General features: G+C 75.2%; 10 protein-coding genes. 7 read left to right on the top strand and 3 right to left on the bottom strand.

Translation table 11 applies throughout. The features are described from left to right. Positions 1-65: 65 nt before the first annotated feature. Positions 66-2,165 carry an FUSC family protein gene (locus tag O7609_RS06570; protein ID WP_269743230.1) on the top strand — a complete coding sequence of 700 codons (2,100 nt, stop codon included), beginning with the start codon at positions 66-68 and terminating at the stop codon, positions 2,163-2,165. Positions 2,166-2,210: 45 nt separating this feature from the next. After that, positions 2,211-3,533 (top strand): hypothetical protein, encoded by a 1,323-nt coding sequence (locus O7609_RS06565; protein ID WP_269734001.1) that lies wholly within the window; start codon positions 2,211-2,213, stop codon positions 3,531-3,533. Here the strand turns inward: O7609_RS06565 and nhaA are convergent. Next, complete coding sequence (nhaA, locus tag O7609_RS06560) at positions 3,517-4,920, bottom strand: Na+/H+ antiporter NhaA (RefSeq protein WP_269734000.1); 1,404 nt, start codon at positions 4,918-4,920, stop codon at positions 3,517-3,519. The genes O7609_RS06565 and nhaA overlap by 17 nt on opposite strands. A gap of 314 nt (positions 4,921-5,234) precedes the next feature. On the opposite strand from nhaA, the gene O7609_RS06555 reads away from it, so the two are divergent. The 4 genes from O7609_RS06555 (at position 5,235) to O7609_RS06540 (ending at position 14,230) form a co-directional block, all read left to right on the top strand. Beyond that, positions 5,235-6,344: a PucR family transcriptional regulator gene (locus O7609_RS06555; RefSeq protein ID WP_269743229.1), complete on the top strand. Its 1,110-nt coding sequence runs from the start codon at positions 5,235-5,237 to the stop codon at positions 6,342-6,344. Positions 6,345-6,563: 219 nt separating this feature from the next. Beyond that, on the top strand, positions 6,564-7,229 hold the full coding sequence (locus O7609_RS06550) for an OB-fold-containig protein (protein WP_269737040.1): 666 nt from the start codon (positions 6,564-6,566) through the stop codon (positions 7,227-7,229). Between the two features lie 56 nt (positions 7,230-7,285). Beyond that, complete coding sequence (locus O7609_RS06545) at positions 7,286-9,265, top strand: flotillin family protein (RefSeq protein WP_269733998.1); 1,980 nt, start codon at positions 7,286-7,288, stop codon at positions 9,263-9,265. 162 nt (positions 9,266-9,427) lie between these two features. After that, on the top strand, positions 9,428-14,230 hold the full coding sequence (locus tag O7609_RS06540; RefSeq protein ID WP_269733997.1) for a DNA repair ATPase: 4,803 nt from the start codon (positions 9,428-9,430) through the stop codon (positions 14,228-14,230). On the opposite strand, the gene O7609_RS06535 is transcribed toward O7609_RS06540, so the two are convergent. Both O7609_RS06535 and O7609_RS06530 read right to left on the bottom strand, forming a co-directional pair. After that, the gene (locus tag O7609_RS06535; protein ID WP_269743228.1) at positions 14,193-16,064 is read right to left on the bottom strand and encodes a M48 family metallopeptidase; all 1,872 of its coding nucleotides are present in this window, start codon (positions 16,062-16,064) and stop codon (positions 14,193-14,195) included. The two genes, O7609_RS06540 and O7609_RS06535, sit on opposite strands and share 38 nt — an antisense overlap. 65 nt (positions 16,065-16,129) lie before the next feature. Continuing rightward, the gene (locus O7609_RS06530; RefSeq protein ID WP_269733995.1) at positions 16,130-16,894 is read right to left on the bottom strand and encodes an RNA polymerase sigma factor; all 765 of its coding nucleotides are present in this window, start codon (positions 16,892-16,894) and stop codon (positions 16,130-16,132) included. Positions 16,895-17,223: 329 nt separating this feature from the next. On the opposite strand from O7609_RS06530, the gene O7609_RS06525 reads away from it, so the two are divergent. After that, a complete protein-coding gene (locus tag O7609_RS06525) occupies positions 17,224-18,357 on the top strand; it encodes a winged helix DNA-binding domain-containing protein (protein ID WP_269733994.1) in 1,134 nt (377 codons plus the stop codon). The last annotated feature ends 69 nt before the right edge of the window (positions 18,358-18,426 follow it).

The raw sequence follows: 18,426 nt of genomic DNA, 5'->3' as shown, positions 1-18,426 counted from the left end.
GGAGGGCGGTACGGAGAGTGGGCGCGGCGGGCGGGTAGCGCGTCCGGCCCCGTATTCTCGTGATCATGTGCGGAACGTCGGGCGTCACGGTCCGGTGGGCCGCGGCCCTGAAGGACACCGCACGCTCGGGCCTGCGGATCGAGCGGGGCGCGGTCGCGCCGCTGCTGGCCCTGCGCGGCACCTGCGGCGTGGCGCTGGTCCTCGGGCTCACGCTGTGGCTCGGCTCGCCCGGGCTCGCCGTCTCCTCGGCCTTCGGCGCCTTCGCCTCGGGGATCGCCACGTTCCAGCGGAGCTGGCGGCCCCGTCCGGTGCTGGCGCTGGGCGCAGCGCTCGGCCTGTCGGTGAGCGCCTTCCTCGGCTACGTGCTGGCCGGGCACCCGTGGGCCTTCACCCCGATGCTGGCCGCCTGGGCCTTCGGCGCGGGCATGGCGTGGGCGGTGGGGGCGGTCGCCGGGGTGGTCAGCGCCTTCACGGTGGCCATGATGCTCGTCGTCGTGACGCTGCCGTCGAGCGTGCCGGAGGCCGCGGGACACGCGGCGATCATCGGCCTGGGCGGGGTGGTGCAGGCGGCGCTGATCCTGCTCTTCCCGATCCGCCGCTGGGCGGCGCGCCGGGAGGCGCTGGCCGAGGCGCTGGAGTCCGTCGCGGGGTACGCCCGGACGCTGCGGGAGGACCCGACGGCGCCCTTCGACCCGCAGGCGCTCGTCCGCGCCCGCCGCGCCGCCGCGGTGACCCCGCGCCAGGCCCGGCACCGGCCGCGCCAGTTGCAGGGCTACCGGCTGCTGGCGGACCGGTTCCGTCCGGTGCTGGCCTCGCTCGCCGACCCCGTCGTCGGGGGCGCCCCCGAGGGCCCGGCGCGGGAGCGCGTGCGGGCGCTGCTGGAGGCCGCGGCCACGGTGCTGGACGCGGTGGCGCGGGCGATCCGGTACGGGGAGCACGTACGGCTGCCGGGTGAGGCGCTGGAGGTGCTGCGGGTGCCGGCCGACGGGCCCGTCCTGCCGCCCGGCCCGGCGCGCCGGGCGGCCCTTCGGCTCATCGCGCTGAGCGAGGAGCTGGTGGAGGCCGCGCAGGAGCCGGTGGAGGTGACGGAGGCCGGCCGGCGGCCCCATCTTCGGCGGCCGAGCGGGGTCCGGCAGCTGCCGGTCGTGCTGCGGGCGCTGCGGTGGGAGCTGCGGGGCTCCTCGCCGGTCCTGCGGCACGCGCTGCGGGTGGCGGCCGTCGTCCCGGCCGGGTATCTGCTCGGGGAGGCGCTGCCCACCCGCCACGGCTACTGGATCGGGCTGACGGCCGTGATGGTCCTGCGGCCGGACTTCTCGGAGACCGTCGCCCGCGGCGCCGCCCGGCTCGCGGGCACGGTCACGGGGGTGGCACTGGCCGGGGCGCTGATCGCCCTGACGGCCCCGGGCACGTACCTCGCGGCGGTCTACGCGGTCGGCAGCGTGTTCCTGCTCTACCTGCTGATGCGCAGCGGCTATCTGGTGATCTCGGCGTGCATCGGCGCGTACGTGGTCTTCCTGCTGGGCCTCGCAGGGGAGGACTGGGCGCAGACGGTGCCGCAGCGGATCTGGCTCACCCTGCTCGGCGGTGCGCTGGCCCTCGTCTCCTACGCGGTGTACCCGGCCTGGGAGACGCCGCGGCTGCGCGAGCGCCTCGCGCAGTGGCTGACGGCCGTGCTGGCGTACGCGGTCGCCGTGCTGGACGGCTTCGGGCACCCGGCCGGCCGCCGTCCCCGGCAGGTGCGGGACGCGCTGCTGGACGCCCGGGCCGCGCTGCTGGAGTGGGACGAGGCCGTGGCGCGGGCCGACGCCGAGCCGGTGCGGCACCGCGGACTGCCCCGCCGCCGGGCCGCCGACGCCCAGGCGGCCGTGCGGACGGTGGGCCGCTCGGCGATGCTGCTGGAGGCGCACCTGCCGCCCCCGGACGCGCGGGACGACCCCGGGGCCGCCGCCTTCGCCCGGGAGCTGCGGGACGCCGCCGGGCGCGCCGACGCGGCCCTGCGCGCCGGCGCGCCCCTGGACCTCACGGCGCTGGGGGCCGCCCTCGCCGCGTGGCAGGCGCACGCCGAGCACCCCGACGGTGTGGCCCTGCGGGTGGCGGAGCTGGTGACGGAGGCCCTGGGGGAGCTGGCCGCCGCGGTGGACCCGGCCCGGCACCCCCACCGTTGAACCGGGACACGGCGCGCGAGGCCGTTGCCCTATCCTCGGCGGCCTATGGACCGCCTCAGCCGTCGCCGTCCCGACCGTGGGGAGTCACCGGGCCCGCCGCCGGGCCCGCTGCCGAGGCTGCTCGCCGGGCTCGCGGCGGGGGTGGCGCTCGCCCTGGTCGTCGCCCTGCTGATGTCGGGACCGGACGAGGACGGCACCGGGCCCCGGACGCCGGACGCGTGCCGGGAGCTGAGCGTCACGGGATGGCGCGCCGACGAGGCGATGACGGCCGAGTTCGCCCGGTACGGGGACGACAACGCCCGGCTGGACGACTGGACCGGCGGCGACGGCAGCCGTTCGGTGCGGCTGCCGGACGGGCGGACGCTGTGGCTGTCCGCCGACACCTTCCTGGACCGGGTGCACCCGGCCATCCCGGCCGGCGGCCCTTCGCGGGACCCCTCGCCGGTGTGGGTGCGCAACGCGGGCGTCGTGATGTCGCCGGACGGCCGGCTGGAGCGCACCCTGCTGGGCCCGGGGCCCGGCGCGTTCTTCCCCGGACTGACGGGGCGGGACGGCCGCGAGGTGTGGCGCTGGCCGGTGCAGGGCGTCGTCGAGCCGCGGGAGCCGGGCGCGCGGGAGCGGGTCGTGCGGGTGCTGCTGTGGCGGCGGGAGGCGGGCGGCCCGCCGTGGGCCTTCGGGGTGCCGCGCGCCACGGAGGTCGCCACGCTGAGCCTGCCGGAGCTGAGGCTGGAGTCCGTCGAGCCCGTCGACGTCCCCCGGGACGGGGATCCGGCGCGGCGGGTGCTGTACGGGACGTCGGCGGTGCGCGAGGGCGGGTGGACGTACGTGTTCGGCGCCGACGAGGGGACCGTGCGGGGTACGTCGTCGCGGGCGCACGTGGCCCGGGCGCCGGTGGGCGCGCTGGCCGACCGGTCGGCCTGGCGGTACTGGGACGGCGCGGGCTGGCGGGCCGATCCGGCGGCGGCCCGGGCGCTGCCCGTCGGCGCCGCGCCGTGGGCCGACCCGGACCGCGGCGCGAGCAACACCTACACGGTCACCCGGCGCGGCGGCACCTGGCTCCTGCTCACCACGGACGCGGGCGGGCCCGACGGACGGGGGCTGACGACCGTGACCTCGTACTGGGCCTGTGCTCCGCAGGGGCCCTGGCACGGCCCGTCCGACGCGTTGACGCCGCCGCTGCCCGAGGGCGGCCGGGCGGCCGGGGCGGTGGCCTACAACCCGCAGGCCCACCCCGCCTTCAGCGGTGGCGGGGCGGACCTGCTGCTGAGCTATGACGTCAACGTGACGGGCTCGACCTCGGCCGTGCACCGGGACGTGGCGCTGTACCGGCCGCGCTTCGTCCGGCTGGAGGTCAGCGCTTCCCGCTGACCCCGTCGCCGCCCTCGCCCGGGCCCTCTCCCGGGCCCTCGACGCGGCGCTCGGCGGCGCGCTGGGCGGCTGCCTGGGCGGCGAGCTCAGCCTCCTCGCGCTGGTCGATGTCGGGGATGCCGTCGTGGTCGTCGTCGCGGTTCTCCTCGTCCCAGATCCGCCGGTAGTGCTTGTCGCGCCACTTCAGCAGGACGGCGGCGACGAGGGCGGAGAGGAAGGAGGCCATGAGGACGGCGGCCTTGACGTGCTCGGTGATCGCCGAACCCTCGTCGAACGCCAGCTCGGTGACCAGCAGGGAGACGGTGAAGCCGATGCCCGCCAGCATGGAGATGCCCACGATGTCGGACCAGGACAGGTCGTCGCTCAGCTCGGCCCGGGTGAAGCGGGCGGCCACGTAGGTGCCGCCGAAGACGCCCACGATCTTGCCCACGAACAGGCCGAGGGCCACGCCGAGGGCTTCCGGCTCCCCGGCCGCCTCGCTGAGGTCTCCGAGGGAGACACTGACGCCGGCGGCGAACAGGGCGAAGACCGGGACCGCGAAACCGGCCGACAGGGGGCGCACGAGGTGCTCGATGTGCTCGGCGGGCGAGGTCTCCTCGTTCGGGCGGGTCCGGCAGCGCAGCAGCATGCCCATGGCGACACCGGCGATCGTGGCGTGGATGCCGCTGTTGAGCATCAGCACCCAGATCGTCACAGCGAGGGGCACGTAGATGTACCAGCCGCGGACGTTGAGCTTCTGGTGCAGCGCCCAGAACAGGATGAGCCCGACGACCGCCCCGGCCAACGCCCACATCTTCAGCGTGGAGGTGTAGAAGAGGGCGATGACGAGGATGGCGCCGAGGTCGTCGACGATGGCGAGCGTCAGCAGGAAGGCGCGGATGCCGGAAGGCAGGTTGGTCCCGATGACCGCGAGGACGCCGAGGGCGAAGGCGATGTCGGTGGCCATCGGCACGGCCCAGCCGTTCATGTCGCCGTTGCCGGCCGCCGCGACGGACACGTAGAAGAGGGCGGGCACGACCATGCCGCACAGCGCCGCCACCACGGGCAGCGCGGCCGCCGCCGGGTTGCGCAGCTCACCGACGACCAGTTCGCGCTTGAGCTCGATGCCCGCGACGAAGAAGAAGAGCGTCAGCAGCCCGTCCGAGGCCCAGTGGGCGACGGAGAGCTCCAGGCCGAGGGCCGGGATGTCCAGGTGGGCCTTGCTGACGTCCTCGTAGAACTCGCTGAGCGGGGTGTTGGCCAGGACCAGCGCGACGACCGCGGCACCCAGCAGCATGAGACCGCCCACGGTCTCCGTCCGCAGCGCGTCGGCGAGCAGACGCCGCTCCTTGAGCGGCGGCCGGGCGAACGCGCGCTGCGGCGAGCTCTGCTGTGGCGTGGACGTCATGGGGCGGCCTCCGGGCAAGGTCGGGCACAGAACGAACAAAGCGCGACGGATCGCACTGCCGACCAGACTTCCCGGCACACCATTGATCAATTATTGACGCACTTGTTGTGTCCCTCACCGTACCCGCACGTCACGGCTTTACCGCAAGCCGCGCTGTGAGCTGCGTCGCTCTACCGGCCGGTACCCGTCGGCGCGCAGGCTCTAGGCTGGTCAGAGTGCCGGAGTGGGTTCCGGTGGGCCCGGTCGACGGGGGTGAGGGGCCGGGGGGGGAGACCGAGGGGTGAGGCCCGGGAGGGCCTGACAGGGGAGGCACCGTGCGACGCGCTGGCATTTCGGGGGATTTTCTGGGGGACTACCCGCGGCTGCTCGCCGAGGTCTCCACGACGGGGCGGCTGCCGCACCGCGACGAGCTGGACGCCTTCCGCTCTCTGGGTGAGCGCGCCGCCGAGGACGGACACAAGCTGCGCGAGGTCGTCACCCTCTTCGTCGGCGAGACCCGCGCCCTGTGGGGGACCCTGCCGGGGGTGATGCGGGCGGCCGGTCCGGCCGAGCGGGCCCGCACGGGTGACGCCATCCTCGCCGCGCTGGAGGGCGCCATCGGGGCGCTCGGGGACGGTCACGAGCAGGCGCGCCGGCTCGCGGTGCGGCAGGAGGAGGCCGAGCGTCGCGAGTTCGTCGACGACCTCCTCCACGGCCGCAGCGACCTGGGCCGGCTCGCCGAGCGGGCCCAGCGCTTCGGGCTGCGGCTGTCCCACACGCACACCGTCGCCGTCGCCGAGGGGTACGAGGTCTACGACGACGTCCACCCCACCGTCCGGCGCATCGAGCGGGAGCTCGTGGCGCGCTTCGGCGACCGCGACGCGCTGCTCACGACGAAGGACGGCCGGCTGGTGTGCATCGCGGCCAGCGGGGACGACCGCGCGGTCCTGGACGCCTTCGCCCTTCTGGCCGAACGCCCGGGTCCCGGCTACGTCTCGGCCCGACGGGTGGCCCTGGGCCGGGAGCACACCGGCCCCAGCGGTGTCGTCAGCAGCTACGAGGAAGCGGTGGAGGCCCTGCACGTGGCCGACCGGCTCGGCCTGCCCACGGTCAAGCTCACCGCCTCGGAGCTGCTGGTCTTCCCGGTGCTGCTGCGTGACCGCAGCGCCATCGCTGACCTCGTCAACACGGTGCTCGGCCCGCTCGCCGGGGCGCGCGGCGGCGCCGAGCCCCTCGTGCAGACGCTCATGGCGTGCTCCCAGTCCGGCTACGTCAACGCCGAGGCGGCCCGCCGGCTGGGCGTGGGCGTGCGCACGCTCACCTACCGCCTCGCCCGCATCCGCACCCTCACCGGCTACGACCCCGCCGACGCGCTGCAGCGCTACACCCTGGAGACGGCCGCGATGGGCGCCCGGCTCCTCGGCTGGCCCCAGCACGAGCTCTGACCTTCTCCCCGTCAGACCCCTGACGCGGTACGCGAGCTGAACCGGACGTGAACGTGACGTCCCGTCAGGCGTCCCGTCCTCGGTGCCGTCCTCGGTTGCACCGGCCCTCGGCACATGTTCATGCCCAAAGATTGCCGGAATCAGGCAATGCGGCGTGTGCACGTCGAGTGCCACCATGAGTGCACACCGCAGCCGGGAGGGGGAAGGGCGATGGGAGGAATCGGGGGTTTCCTGGACGCCGCTTCGGCGTTCCCCGCCGTCCTGTTCGGCCTCGCGCTCGTCGTCGTGGTCGGCTACTGGCTCGCGGTTGTCCTGGGGGGATGGGGTGTTCCCGGGTTCGGCGCCACAGAAGGAGGGGATGGCGCCGACCCCGGGGACGCCGGTCACGGTGTCGGGGTCGCGGGGGTGTTCGCGGCCTTCGGGCTCGGTGGCGTTCCCGTCACCGTGACGCTCTCTCTTCTCATCGTGATTGCCTGGTTCATGTCGCTGAGCGGCACGGCGCTCTTCGACGCCCTCTGGCTCCGCGTCCTCGTCCTGCCCGCGGCGGTCTTCCTCGCCTGGGCGGGCACACGGCTCCTGATCGCCCCGCTGCGCCACCTCACGCCCCGTGAGGAGGGCGTGGACCGCGCGGATCTCGTCGGCCGGGTGTGCACCATCCGCACCGGCCACGTCTCCGGGCGCTTCGGACAGGCCGAGGTGGCCGCCGAGGACGGCTCGACGGCCGTTGTCCAGGTGCGCGCCGACGGCACGGACGCGGCCCGGCTGATGCTCGGCAGTACGGCGCTCGTCTTCGACTACGACGCCGAGGGCGAGTTCTTCCGCGTCGCCCCCTTCGAGCCGACGCCCGGGGCCGATCCCGCGCCGCGGCCGGATACCGGCCGCTGACGGCCGCCTCCGCTCCGCTCTTCCACACTCTTCACCGCACAAGGGAAACCACCGCTATGGATGCCATCACCACAGGATTCGGCGTGCTCCTCGCCGTGTGCCTGCTCATCGGGCTCGGCGTGCTGTTCATGGTCAGCAAGCTCCTCCGCAAGGTGCCGCAGGGCAAGGCCCTGATCGTCTCGAAGATGCGCAAGGTCGAGGTCACCTTCACCGGCATGGTGGTGCTGCCGGTGCTGCACAGGGCCGAGGTCATGGACATCTCGCTGAAGCGGATCGAGATCGACCGCACCGGCAGCGACGGCCTGATCTGCCGGGACAACCTCCGGGCGAACATCCGCATCTCGTTCTTCGTCCGCGTCAACAAGACCCGCGAGGACGTCATCAAGGCCGCCCAGGCCATCGGCACCGAACGCGCCAGCGACCGCGTGACGCTCCAGGACCTGTTCAACTCCAAGTTCTCCGAGGCGCTCAAGACCGTCGGCAAGCAGTTCGACTTCGCCGACCTGTTCACGCACCGGGACGAACTGCGGGACCGGATCATCGCGCTCATCGGCACCGACCTCAACGGCTACACCCTTGAGGACGCGGCCATCGACTACCTGGAGCAGACACCGCTGTCCAGCCTGGACAGCGACAACATCCTCGACGCCCAGGGCATCCGCAGGATCACCGAGCTGACGGCCGTCGAGCACGTGCGCACGAACGAGTTCAAGCGCAACGAGGAGAAGGAGATCACCCGGCAGAACGTCGACGCCCGGGAAGCCGTCCTGGAGCTCGAACGCCGGCAGGTGGACGCCGAGATCCGGCAGCAGCGCGAGATCGACACCGTCCGCGCCCGCGAGGAGGCCGAGACCGCCCGCGTCCAGGCGGAGGAGCGGCTGCGCGCCCACACCGCCCACCTCAAGACGGAGGAGGCGCTCGGCATCCAGAACGAGAACCGCGAGCGCGAGGTCGCCGTCGCCAAGCTCAACCGGGAGCGGGTCGAGGCCGTCGAGCGGGAGCGCATCGAGAAGGACCGCCTGCTGGAGGTCATCGCCCGGGACCGGGAGACCGAACTGCGCCGCATCGCCGCCGACAAGGAGGTCGAGGCGGAGAAGCGGGACATCGCCGACGTCGTCCGCGAGCGCATCGCCGTGGAGAAGACGGTCGCCCAGCAGGAGGAGGAGATCAAGAAGCTGCGCACCGTCGAGGAGGCCGAGCGCGAGCGGCAGGCGCTCGTCATCGCCGCCGAGGCACAGGCGCAGGAGCGGCTGGTCAAGGACATCAAGGCGGCGGAGGCGGCCGAGCAGGCCGCGCAGCACCGCGCCGCCGAGGAGCTCACCATGGCCGAGGCCCGGCGCAAGGCCGCCGACCTTGACGCGGAGGCCACGCTGCGGCTGGCCGAGGGCAAGAAGGCGGACCAGGCCGCGAGCGGGCTCGCCGAGGCCGAGGTCCGGGAGCGGATGGCCGACGCGATCGCCAAGACCCGCCGGTTCGAGGCGCAGGCGGCCAAGGAGATGGGGCTGGCCGAGGCCGAGGCGGCCAAGGAGAAGGGCCTGGCCGAGGCGGAGGCGATGCGCGAGAAGCTCAAGGCCGAGGCCGAGGGGCTGACCGAGAAGGCGAACGCCATGGCGGTCCTGGACGAGCAGAGCCGCGAGCACGAGGAGTACCGGCTGCGCCTGGAGGCGGAGAAGGAGATCCGGGTGGCGGGCATCGACGTCCACCGGCAGATCGCGGAGGCGCAGGCCAGGCTCGTCGGGGCCGGGCTGGAGAAGGCCAACATCGACATCGTCGGCGGCGACTCCGTGTTCTTCGACAAGCTGGTCGGCTCGCTCTCCGCGGGCAAGAGCGTGGACGCCTTCGTCGGCAACAGCGAGACGGTGCGGACGCTCGCCGGGAGCTGGCTGGACAAGGACGGCGGCTCCACGTTCCCCGAAGACGTCAAGGCCATGCTCTCCGGGCTGGGCGCCGACGGTCTGCGCGACCTCTCGGCCGCCAGCCTGCTCACCAAGCTGGCCGCCGCGGGCGGCGACGGCACCGCCCCCGCCGCCAACTAGGCGCCGACCAGGCGCCGACCGGGCCGGTTTCCGCGGACCGGCCCGGGGACGGGGCCGCCGCCCCGTCCCCCGCGGCGCACCCTGACGGTGCGCCGCGGCCGGTCGCGCAGTTCCCCGCGCCCCTCCGGGGCGCGGGGGCCCACCACGAGGAGTTCGATACGCATGACGGGCGCAGCCCAGGCCATGGACACCGCCACCTACGACGTACTGCGCGGCCGGATGACCACCGCGGCGCAGAGCCTCGGTGAGCGGGCCGACGCCCTCAACACCCGCCGCGCCGCCACCTTCGGCGCGGGCGGCGTCGAGCTGGGCCACAACGGCACGCTGCGCACCGGGCGGCCGCGGGTGCCCCGCGACCTCGCGCAGGTTGGCGGCCTGCTGCTGGCCGGGTTCCACACCCCGGTCGCCCCGGGCCGGGAGACCGGCGTCGCGGACGTGTTCACCCTCTACCGCCTCGTCGACGGCGAGTTCACGGAGGCCGGGCCGGATGCCCTGCCCGGGCTGCTGGACGACCCGCGCTTCGGGTGCGACTTCGCCGAGCTGCACCGGTACTACCGGCAGGCCCGCCTGCTGCGGCTCCGCCGCGTCGGGGCGCTGCTGCTCGCCGTCTTCCGCACCGGCGACCGGGCCAGCGACATCCGCGTGCTGCGCTGGCGCGTCGAGCCGGACGGCACGCCCGCGTACGTCGACGCCAAGGGCGAGCGGGACCACGTCCTGCCGCCCGCCCACGACCTGACCTGGGTCACCGCGGGCCGCGGCGACCACGTCACCGGCCGCCACCCGCACATCGCCCTCGACGGCGGTGCCCTCTACCTGTCCACGGTGGGCGGCAGCCTCACCCTCAAGACCGAGAACGACACCGAGACGGCCGAGGGCGTCTACGCCGAACCCGTCGCGGAACCCCTCCAGTCCCTGGCCGACGCCGACGTGGCCTACGCCCGCGTCGGGCCGCTGCTGCTCCTGCGCGTCCGCCCCTACAACGAGCCCGCCGACCGCCACCTCGTCTACAACGAGCGCTCCGGCGAGGTCGTCCGGCTCGACGCGGTCGGGCTGTCCTGCCACCGGCTGCCCGACGACCACGGCGTCGTCTTCCCCGGCGGCTACTACCTGAGCACCGCCCCCGCCGGGGCCGCGGCCCGCACCTTCGACACCGACACCGCGGGCATGGAGTTCGAGAGCGTGCTGCGCGCGCCCAGCGGCGAGGACGTGCTCTACGTCTTCCACGCCCCTGCCGAGGGACGCACGCTGCTGCTGCCCTACCACGTCATCCGCAAGGAGATCGCGAGCCCCATCCCGGCCCGGGGCCACGCCCTGTTCGAGGACGGCACCCTGGCCGTGCTGCGCACCCGCGAGAGCGAGCCGGCGCGCCTGCACCCGGTCCAGGTGTGGCGCACGCCGTACGTCTCCGACGCGTACGCCGCCGCCCTGCCCGCGGTGGCCGGGCCGCTCGGCCGCATCGGCAACGCCGAGCTCGTGCGCGGGATCGCCGCCGCGCTGTCGGTGGCCCGCATGGCCGACGAGATGGCCCCGGCCAGCGCCGTGTTCGAGGACATCGCCGCGGCCTGCGCCCGAGTCGCCGACGACTTCCCCTGGCTCGACGCCGAGGGCCTGGAGGGCATGCACGAACCGCTGGCCGAGCTGGGCTCGGCGGCGACGCAGGTGATCGCCGAGTTCCGGCGCGTCGAGGAGCTGCGGGCCCAGGCGCGGGCGGCGGTGGAGGAGAAGGCCGCCGCCGTCACCGCCCTGGTGCGCCGCGCCCGCGGCGAGATGCCGGATGGCGCCGACGGCTGGGTGCGCCTGCTGACCGAACTGCGCCGCGCCCAGGGCGGCGTGGAGACCCTGCGGGATCTGCGCCACGCCGACCGGGAGCGGGTCGAGGCGCTCGCCGGGGAACTGGCCGAGTCGCTGGCCGCCACCGGCCGCCGCGCCGTGGGCGACCTCGCCCGGGCCGACGCCTTCGACGGCCCCCGCACCGCGGTCGACGCGCTCGCCGACGAGGCCGGCGAGGCCGGGTCCGTCGTCGAGGCCGAGGCGCTGGGCGAGCGGATCACCGAGCATGCCGAGCGCCTGGCCGCCGTCACGGACGTCGTCGGCACGCTGGAGATCTCCGACGTCACCGTGCGCACCGCGCTCCTGGAGCGCGTCGGCGACGTCATGGGCGCCGTCAACCGGGCCCGGGCGGTGCTGGACGGCCGTCGCAGGGAGCTGCTGGAGCGTGAGGGGCGGGCCGAGTTCGCCGCCGAGTTCGCGCTGTTCGGCCAGGCCGTCGCGGCCGGGCTCGCCGCCTCCACGACGCCGGAGGAGTGCGACGACCACCTGGGCGGGCTGTTGCTGCGCCTGGAGGACCTGGAGTCCCGCTTCGGCGTCTTCGACGACTTCCTGGCCCGGCTCGCCGAGCGCCGCGAGGAGGTCTACGAGACGTTCTCCGCCCGCAAGCAGGCCGCCCTCGACGAGCGGGCCCGGCACGCCGAGCGGCTGGCCGAGTCCGCCGGGCGGGTCCTGGCCACGGTGACCCGCCGCTCGGCCGCGCTCGGCACGCAGGAGGAGGTGGCCGCCTACTTCGCCGGCGACCCGCTGGTGGCCAGGATCCGCGCCACGGCCGAGGAGTTGCGCTCTGTCGGCGACACCGTGCGCGCCGAGGAACTGGACGGCCGCCTCAAGGCCGCCCGCCAGGAGGCCGCCCGTGCCCTGCGCGACCGCGTGGACCTCTACGACGCCGAGGGCACCGTGCGGCTCGGGCGGCACCGCTTCGCCGTCAACGGCCAGCCCGTCGACCTCACGCTCGTCCCGCAGGACGGCGCCCTCGTCTTCGCCGTCACGGGCACCGACTACCGGGCGCCCGTGACGGACGCCGGGTTCGAGACGACCCGCGCCTTCTGGGACCTTCCCCTGCCCTCCGAGACGCCCGAGGTGTACCGGGCCGAGCACCTGGCCGCCCGCGTCCTCGCCGAGACCGGCCCGGCCGCGCTGCGCGAGGCCGCGGACCGGGAGGGCGGGCTGCTCGCCGCCGTCCGCGAGGCCGCGGAGGCCGGCCACGACGAGGGCTACGACCGCGGGGTGCACGACCACGACGCGGCGGCGATCCTCACCGCCGTCCTCGGCCTGCACGCCGCCGCCGACCTGCTGCGCTTCCCGCCCGCCGCCCGCGCCGCCGCCCAGGTGTTCTGGACCCACGGCACCGACGAGCCGGCCCGTGCCGCCTGGGCCACCCGCGCCCAGTCCCTCGGCCGCGCCCGGGCCGCCTTCGGCGCGGGCCCGGCCGTCGCCGAGCTGTCCGCCGAACTCGACGCCGCCGTCGGCGCCTTCGCCGAGCGCCACGCCCTGAGCGCGGCCGAGGAGGCCGGGACCTATCTCTTCGAGGAGCTGGCCCTGGGCGGGCCGCGGTTCGTCACCGGCGCCGCCGCCCGCGCCCTGCTCTCCGCCTTCCGCACCGCGCTGGGTGGCGAGGACTCCACCGGGGCCAAGGAGTTCGCCGAGGATCTGCGCGCTCTGGGGGCCGACCTCGCGGCCCGCCACCAGCTCACCGAGGCGTGGCTCTCCTCCTTCGCCGCCACCCGCTCCCTGGACACCGCCGACCTCCCCGAGGCCGCCGCCGTCGAGCTGTGCGGGCCCGCCCTCGACCGCCGCGACGTCGACGCCCCGCTCACGGCCACCGTCCCCGGGCTGCTCGGCGCCCACCCCCGGCTGCGCGATGGCGAACTCACGCTGCGGCTCGACGAGTTCCTCGCGCGCACCGCCGCCTTCCGCACCCACCACGTGCCCGCCCACCGCGCCTACACCCGCCGCCGCAACGCCCTGCTGGCGGCCGAGCGCGATCGGCTGCGCCTGGCCGACCTGAAGCCGAGCGTCATGGCCTCGTTCGTGCGCAATCGGCTCATCGACGAGGCCTACCTGCCGCTCATCGGGGACAACCTGGCCAAGCAGATCGGCACCGCGGGCAGCGAACGCCGCACCGACAGCCAGGGCCTGCTGCTCCTCCTCTCCCCGCCCGGTTACGGCAAGACCACTCTCATGGAGTACGTCGCCGCCCGGCTCGGCCTCGTCTTCGTCAAGGCCGACGGACCGGCCCTGGGCCACGCCACGACGTCGCTCGACCCGGCCGCCGCCCCCGACGCCGCGGCCCGCCGCGAGGTCGAGAAGATCAACTTCGCGCTCGACCTGGGCAACAACGTCTGCCTCTACCTCGACGACATCCAGCACCTGTCCGCCGAACTCCTCCAGAAGTTCATCCCGCTGTGCGACGCCCAGCGCCGCGTCGACGGCGTCTCCACCGCCGACGGCCGCCCCCGCACGTACGACCTGCGCGGCAAGCGGTTCGCCGTCGCCATGGCGGGCAACCCCTTCACCGAGTCCGGCAGCCGCTTCCGCGTCCCCGACATGCTCGCCAACCGCGCCGACGTGTGGAACCTCGGCGACGTCCTCACCGGCAAGGACGACCTCTTCGCCCTCAGCCACGTCGAGAACGCCCTCACCGCCAACCCCGTCCTCGCCCCGCTCACCGGACGCGACCGCGCCGACGTCGACCTCCTCGTACGCCTCGCCGCCGGCGACCCCGCCGCGGCCCCGGACCGGCTCGCCCACCCCTACGCCCCCGCCGAACTCGACCAGATCCTCGGCGTCCTGCGGAACCTGCTGCACGTCCGGCGCACCGTCCTCGCCGTCAACGCCGCCTACATCGCCTCTGCCGGACAGGACGACGCCACCCGCACCGAACCGCCCTTCCGCCTCCAGGGCTCCTACCGCAACACCAACAAGCTCGCCGAGCGCATCGCCCCCGTCATGAACGACGCCGAGCTCGAAGCCCTGCTCGACGACCACTACCAGGCCGAGGCCCGCACCCTCACCTCCGGCGCCGAGGCCAACCTGCTCAAGCTCGCAGAGCTGCGGGGGCGGCTGACGGCAGAGCAGCGCGAGCGCTGGGAGCAGCTCAAGGACCGCTGGCGGGCGGCGAGGGAAGCGGGGTGAGCAGCGAGGTCGGCAGCACCGGCTCGATCGTGTAGCAGCCGCCGCCGGCCGGGATCTCGCCCGGCTCGCAGTCCGGCCGTGGAAGCGGGTCCCACGGCCGGCCCGGGACGCCCGGCCCCGTCGGTACCGGGCTGGGCGGCTGCCACGGCTCCACCGTCCGCGTCGGCACCGGCGACGGCGGCCGCTCCTCCTCGAACTGGGTGGAGAAGAAGACCAGCCCGACGACGACGGCGGCGACGAAGCCGCCGATGCTCACCGCCCGCTTGTCACCGCCGACCCTTCGCCCGTCCTCGCGCGGCGGCCCCGGCACCCGCAGCCGCGACACCCGGCCCGTCCGCTCCAGCGGCACCGTGACGTTCGCCCCGCACAGGACCAGCTGAAAACGCAGCCGCGCCGCCGCGTCCCGGTCCGTGAGCGCGACCCGGGACAGCTCCGCAGCCTCCCGCGCCTCCTCGTCGTACGTCACCAGCACGCCCGGCGAGGCCCACCGCACGCTCCACGACGCCCGGCCCGCCGTCACCAGCGCCTGCCCCACCAGCACGCCGACCGCCCGCTTCGCCGTGCCCTGGGCGCCCCACTGCCGCGTCCCCCAGTCCGTCGCGGCCAGCGCGCCCGTCAACTCCGCGCCCCGGCCCGCCTCCAGCAGCCCCAGCACTCCGTCCAGCGAGGGCTCCGGCGCCGAGCCCAGCAGCGCCAGCGGCGCCCGCAGGTCCTCCGCCGCGCCGATGGCCTGCACCTCGACGGCGTCGTCCAGCCACTCCTCCCACGGCTGGCCCGGGCCCCGCCCGCCCAGCGGCCGCAGCAGCGCGCGCCACACCCCCTCGGGCAGCGGCTCCCCGCACAGCCCCGCGCCGGGACGCGGGCCGGTCCCGGCGCCGGAGCCGGCCACCGTCAGCACGGCCAGCGCCGCCAGCCGCGCCTCCGTCGGCGGGTGCGAGTCCAGCCGCGTCCGCCGCGGCTCCGGCTGCTCCCGCCGCCACTCCTCCAACGCCTCCCCGTACTCGGTGTCCGTCAGCATCGCCGCGAACGCCCGCATCGGATCGTCCGGCGTGCGCCCCCGCCCAGCCATCGGGTCCAGGAAGCGCTCCCGGAAGTCCGCCCAGGCGGCCCCGACGACGTGGACCGACGTCAGCGCCGAGGCCATCGCTTCCGGGCCCGCCACCCGGGCGGCCGCCGCGTCCGCCTCGAACTCCTGCCGCCGCCGCACCGCCAGCGACACCGCGTCGTACAGCCACGCGTAGGCGCCCAGCACCCGGAAGTGCAGGCCCGAGTACATGGCCACCACCGGATTGCGCACCGCCGCGTCCGCGATCCCCGCCCGCGCCGCGTGCAGCGCCGCCGAACCCCGGTAGACCGTCGCAGCGAACCGGGTGTGCCGCCGCGCGTAGTGCCCCAGCTCATGGCAGAGCACCGCCCGCACCTCGTCCGCCCGCAGCCCCGCGAGCAGCGGCACTCCGATCTCCATCCGCCGCCCGGCCACCCGCAGCCCGGACCGGGTGTCCTCGCTCACCGAGGCGTTCACGTCCAGCGTCAGCCGGATCTCCGTCGGCACCGGCGCCCCGACCGCCTCGGCCAGCTCCGTCACCGTCTCCCACAGCTCCGGCGACTCCTTCCGGCCCACCCGCACCGTGCCCTTCCGCGGCTCGGGCGCCCGGCCCGCCGTCAGCAGGGCCCGCAGGATCGCGAGCACCGCCGGCAGCCCGAAGGCCGCCGCGAACAGCGGCGTCGGCGAGGACATCGGGCCCGGCGCCCCGAACGCCATCCACAGCGCGCCGACGGCCAGCACGGCGTAGAAGAGGACCAGCGCCCAGGACACGACGTAGAAACCGGCCACCAGAACCAGGGCCAGCGCCCCACGCCACGCAGCCCCAGGCCGCACCGCCGCCCGCCGTGCGGCCCTCACCCCGGCCCGCCTTCCCCGCCCTGACCGAGGACGGTGTCCCGCACCCGTGCGGCGGCCTCCGGCTCGGCCGCCGCGCACGCCCGCAGCCACGCCTCCGCCGCCGCGAGGGCCACGGCCAGCCCGTCGCCCTGCGGCGGCGGCCGGTGCGCCGCCCGGCCCAGTGGGCGCAGGTCCTCGCCACGCATCCGCACCCCGGGCCGCACGAGCCTGTCGTCCTCGCCACCGGAGCCCCGCGCCGCGCGCTCCCGCATGCCCAACACCTTCTCCAGCCTCCGCCGGGCCTTGGACAGGTTGGCCGCCACCCCGCCACGGCTCAGGCCCAGCTCCTCGGCGACGTCCTGCTGCGACACCCCGTTCAGGCAGTGCATCACCAGCACCGTGCGCTGCCGCTTCGGCAGGGTGGCCAGGGCCGCGAGCACGGTGCGCGCGTGCGCCGTCTGCTCGACCCCCGCCACGGCCGGGACCGGAAGCCCCTCCAGACCGGCCGCCCGCGTCCGCGCGTTACGCCGCCCCGCCGCCCATAACCGCTGCCGCACCACCCGGTACACCCACGCGTCAGGAGCCTCGTACCCGCGCAGCCTCTCCCAGCGCCGGTACGCCTCCGCGTAGGCGTCCTGGACGGCGTCCTCCGCGTCCTGCCGATGCCCGCACAGCAGCAGCGCCCTGGCGAGCATCCCCGTGAACGTGCGGGCGAAGAACGCCTCGAAGGGCTCCGCGTCCTCGTCCGCGACGGTGCCGTCAGCCTTCACCGCGTCGGTCATCGCCGCCCCCCTCGGGAACTCCGGACCGCCAGTCTGGCACCCCGGTATTCCACGGTCACATCGGTGTCGCGGGCCCGCAGCGCCCGGGAGAACACACGCTCCCGCTCGCGGGCCCTGAGCCAGTGCACCAGGACTCTTACCCCCGCCGCGACGGCTCCCATCCCCACGGTCGCCACGATCTGCTCAACCATCAGCCTGCTCCCTCGGACGGTGTCGTCACGGATAACAGGGCGGCGGAGCCGAAACGTTTACCGCCGGTTCCGGGACGTGCGGCCGACCGCGGGCGGACAGGCGTTGACGGGCCTCGCGGCAGGCGGAATCCTGGTCCGGTGATCACCGCGCGCGAACTCAACCGGGCCACCCTCGCCCGTCAGCTCCTCCTGAACCGCGAGCCGCTGACCGTGCCCGAAGCCGTCCGCCGCGTGGTCGCGCTCCAGGCCCAGCAGCCCGCCTCCCCCTACCTCGCCCTGTGGAACCGGGTCACCGAGCTCACCCCGGCCGACCTCGACGCCGCCTTCGCCACGGGCACGGTCGTCAAGGCGACCCTGTTGCGCCTCACCCTGCACGCGGTGCACGCCGACGACTACCCCGTCCTCCGCGCGGCCATGCAGCCCACGCTCTACGGCTCCCGGCTCGGCGACCGCTTCGCCGCCGCCGGGCTGACCCCCGAGGACGCTCACACGCTCGTCCCCGAGCTGCTCGCCTTCGCCCACCGCCCCCGCACGTCGGCCGAGATGCAGGCCTGGGTCGAGGAACGCCTCGGCCCGGGGAAGAAGGAGGGCGCGTGGTGGGGGCTGAGGGCCTACGCACCCCTCCACCACGCCCCCACCGACGCCCCCTGGTCCTTCGGCCACCGCCCGTCCTTCGTCGCCTCCGGAACCTCACCGGCCGCGACGGGCCGCACCGTTGACCAGGACGCCCTGCGCACCTTCGTCCTGCGCTACCTGGCCGCCTTCGGCCCCGCGACGGTCGCGGACGTGGCCCAGTTCGCGACGGTGCAGCGGGGGCCCGTCCGCGCGGCCCTGCGCGCCCTGGACGGTGCCGTCGAACAGCTTCACGGCCCGGACGGCGGCACCCTGTTCGACGTCCCGGACGCCCCGCGCCCGCCCGCCGACACCCCCGCCCCGCCCCGGCTCATGGCCATGTGGGACAGCACGCTGCTCGCCTACGCCGACCGCAGCCGCGTCATACCCCCCGCCTACCGCCCCCTGGTGGTCCGCCGCAACGGCGACTTCCTGCCCACCCTGCTGGTGGACGGTCAGGTCGCAGGCGTCTGGCGCCCGCTGGAGGACGGCGTCGAGGCCACAGCCTTCCATTGCCTGTCACCGGCCACCTGGGACGCCCTCGCCGCCGAGGCCCACGCCCTCACGGCCTTCCTCGGCGACCGTGAACGTGAGGTCTACCGCCGCTACCACCACTGGTGGCCCAAGCTCCCCACACCCGCCGAGGTCCGGCTGCTGTAGCCGCCGCTCAGGGGGTACCCGGCGACCTCTGCGGGCGCGGGGGCCTCCGTCTCCGCGGCCACCGGTCGC

Origin of the sequence: Streptomyces sp. WMMC1477 (genome assembly GCF_027460245.1) — a bacterium.
Taxonomy (GTDB): Bacteria; Actinomycetota; Actinomycetes; order Streptomycetales; family Streptomycetaceae; genus Streptomyces.
Note: the sequence above shows the minus strand (reverse complement) of the source record. Positions and strands in the feature narration are given on the sequence as shown.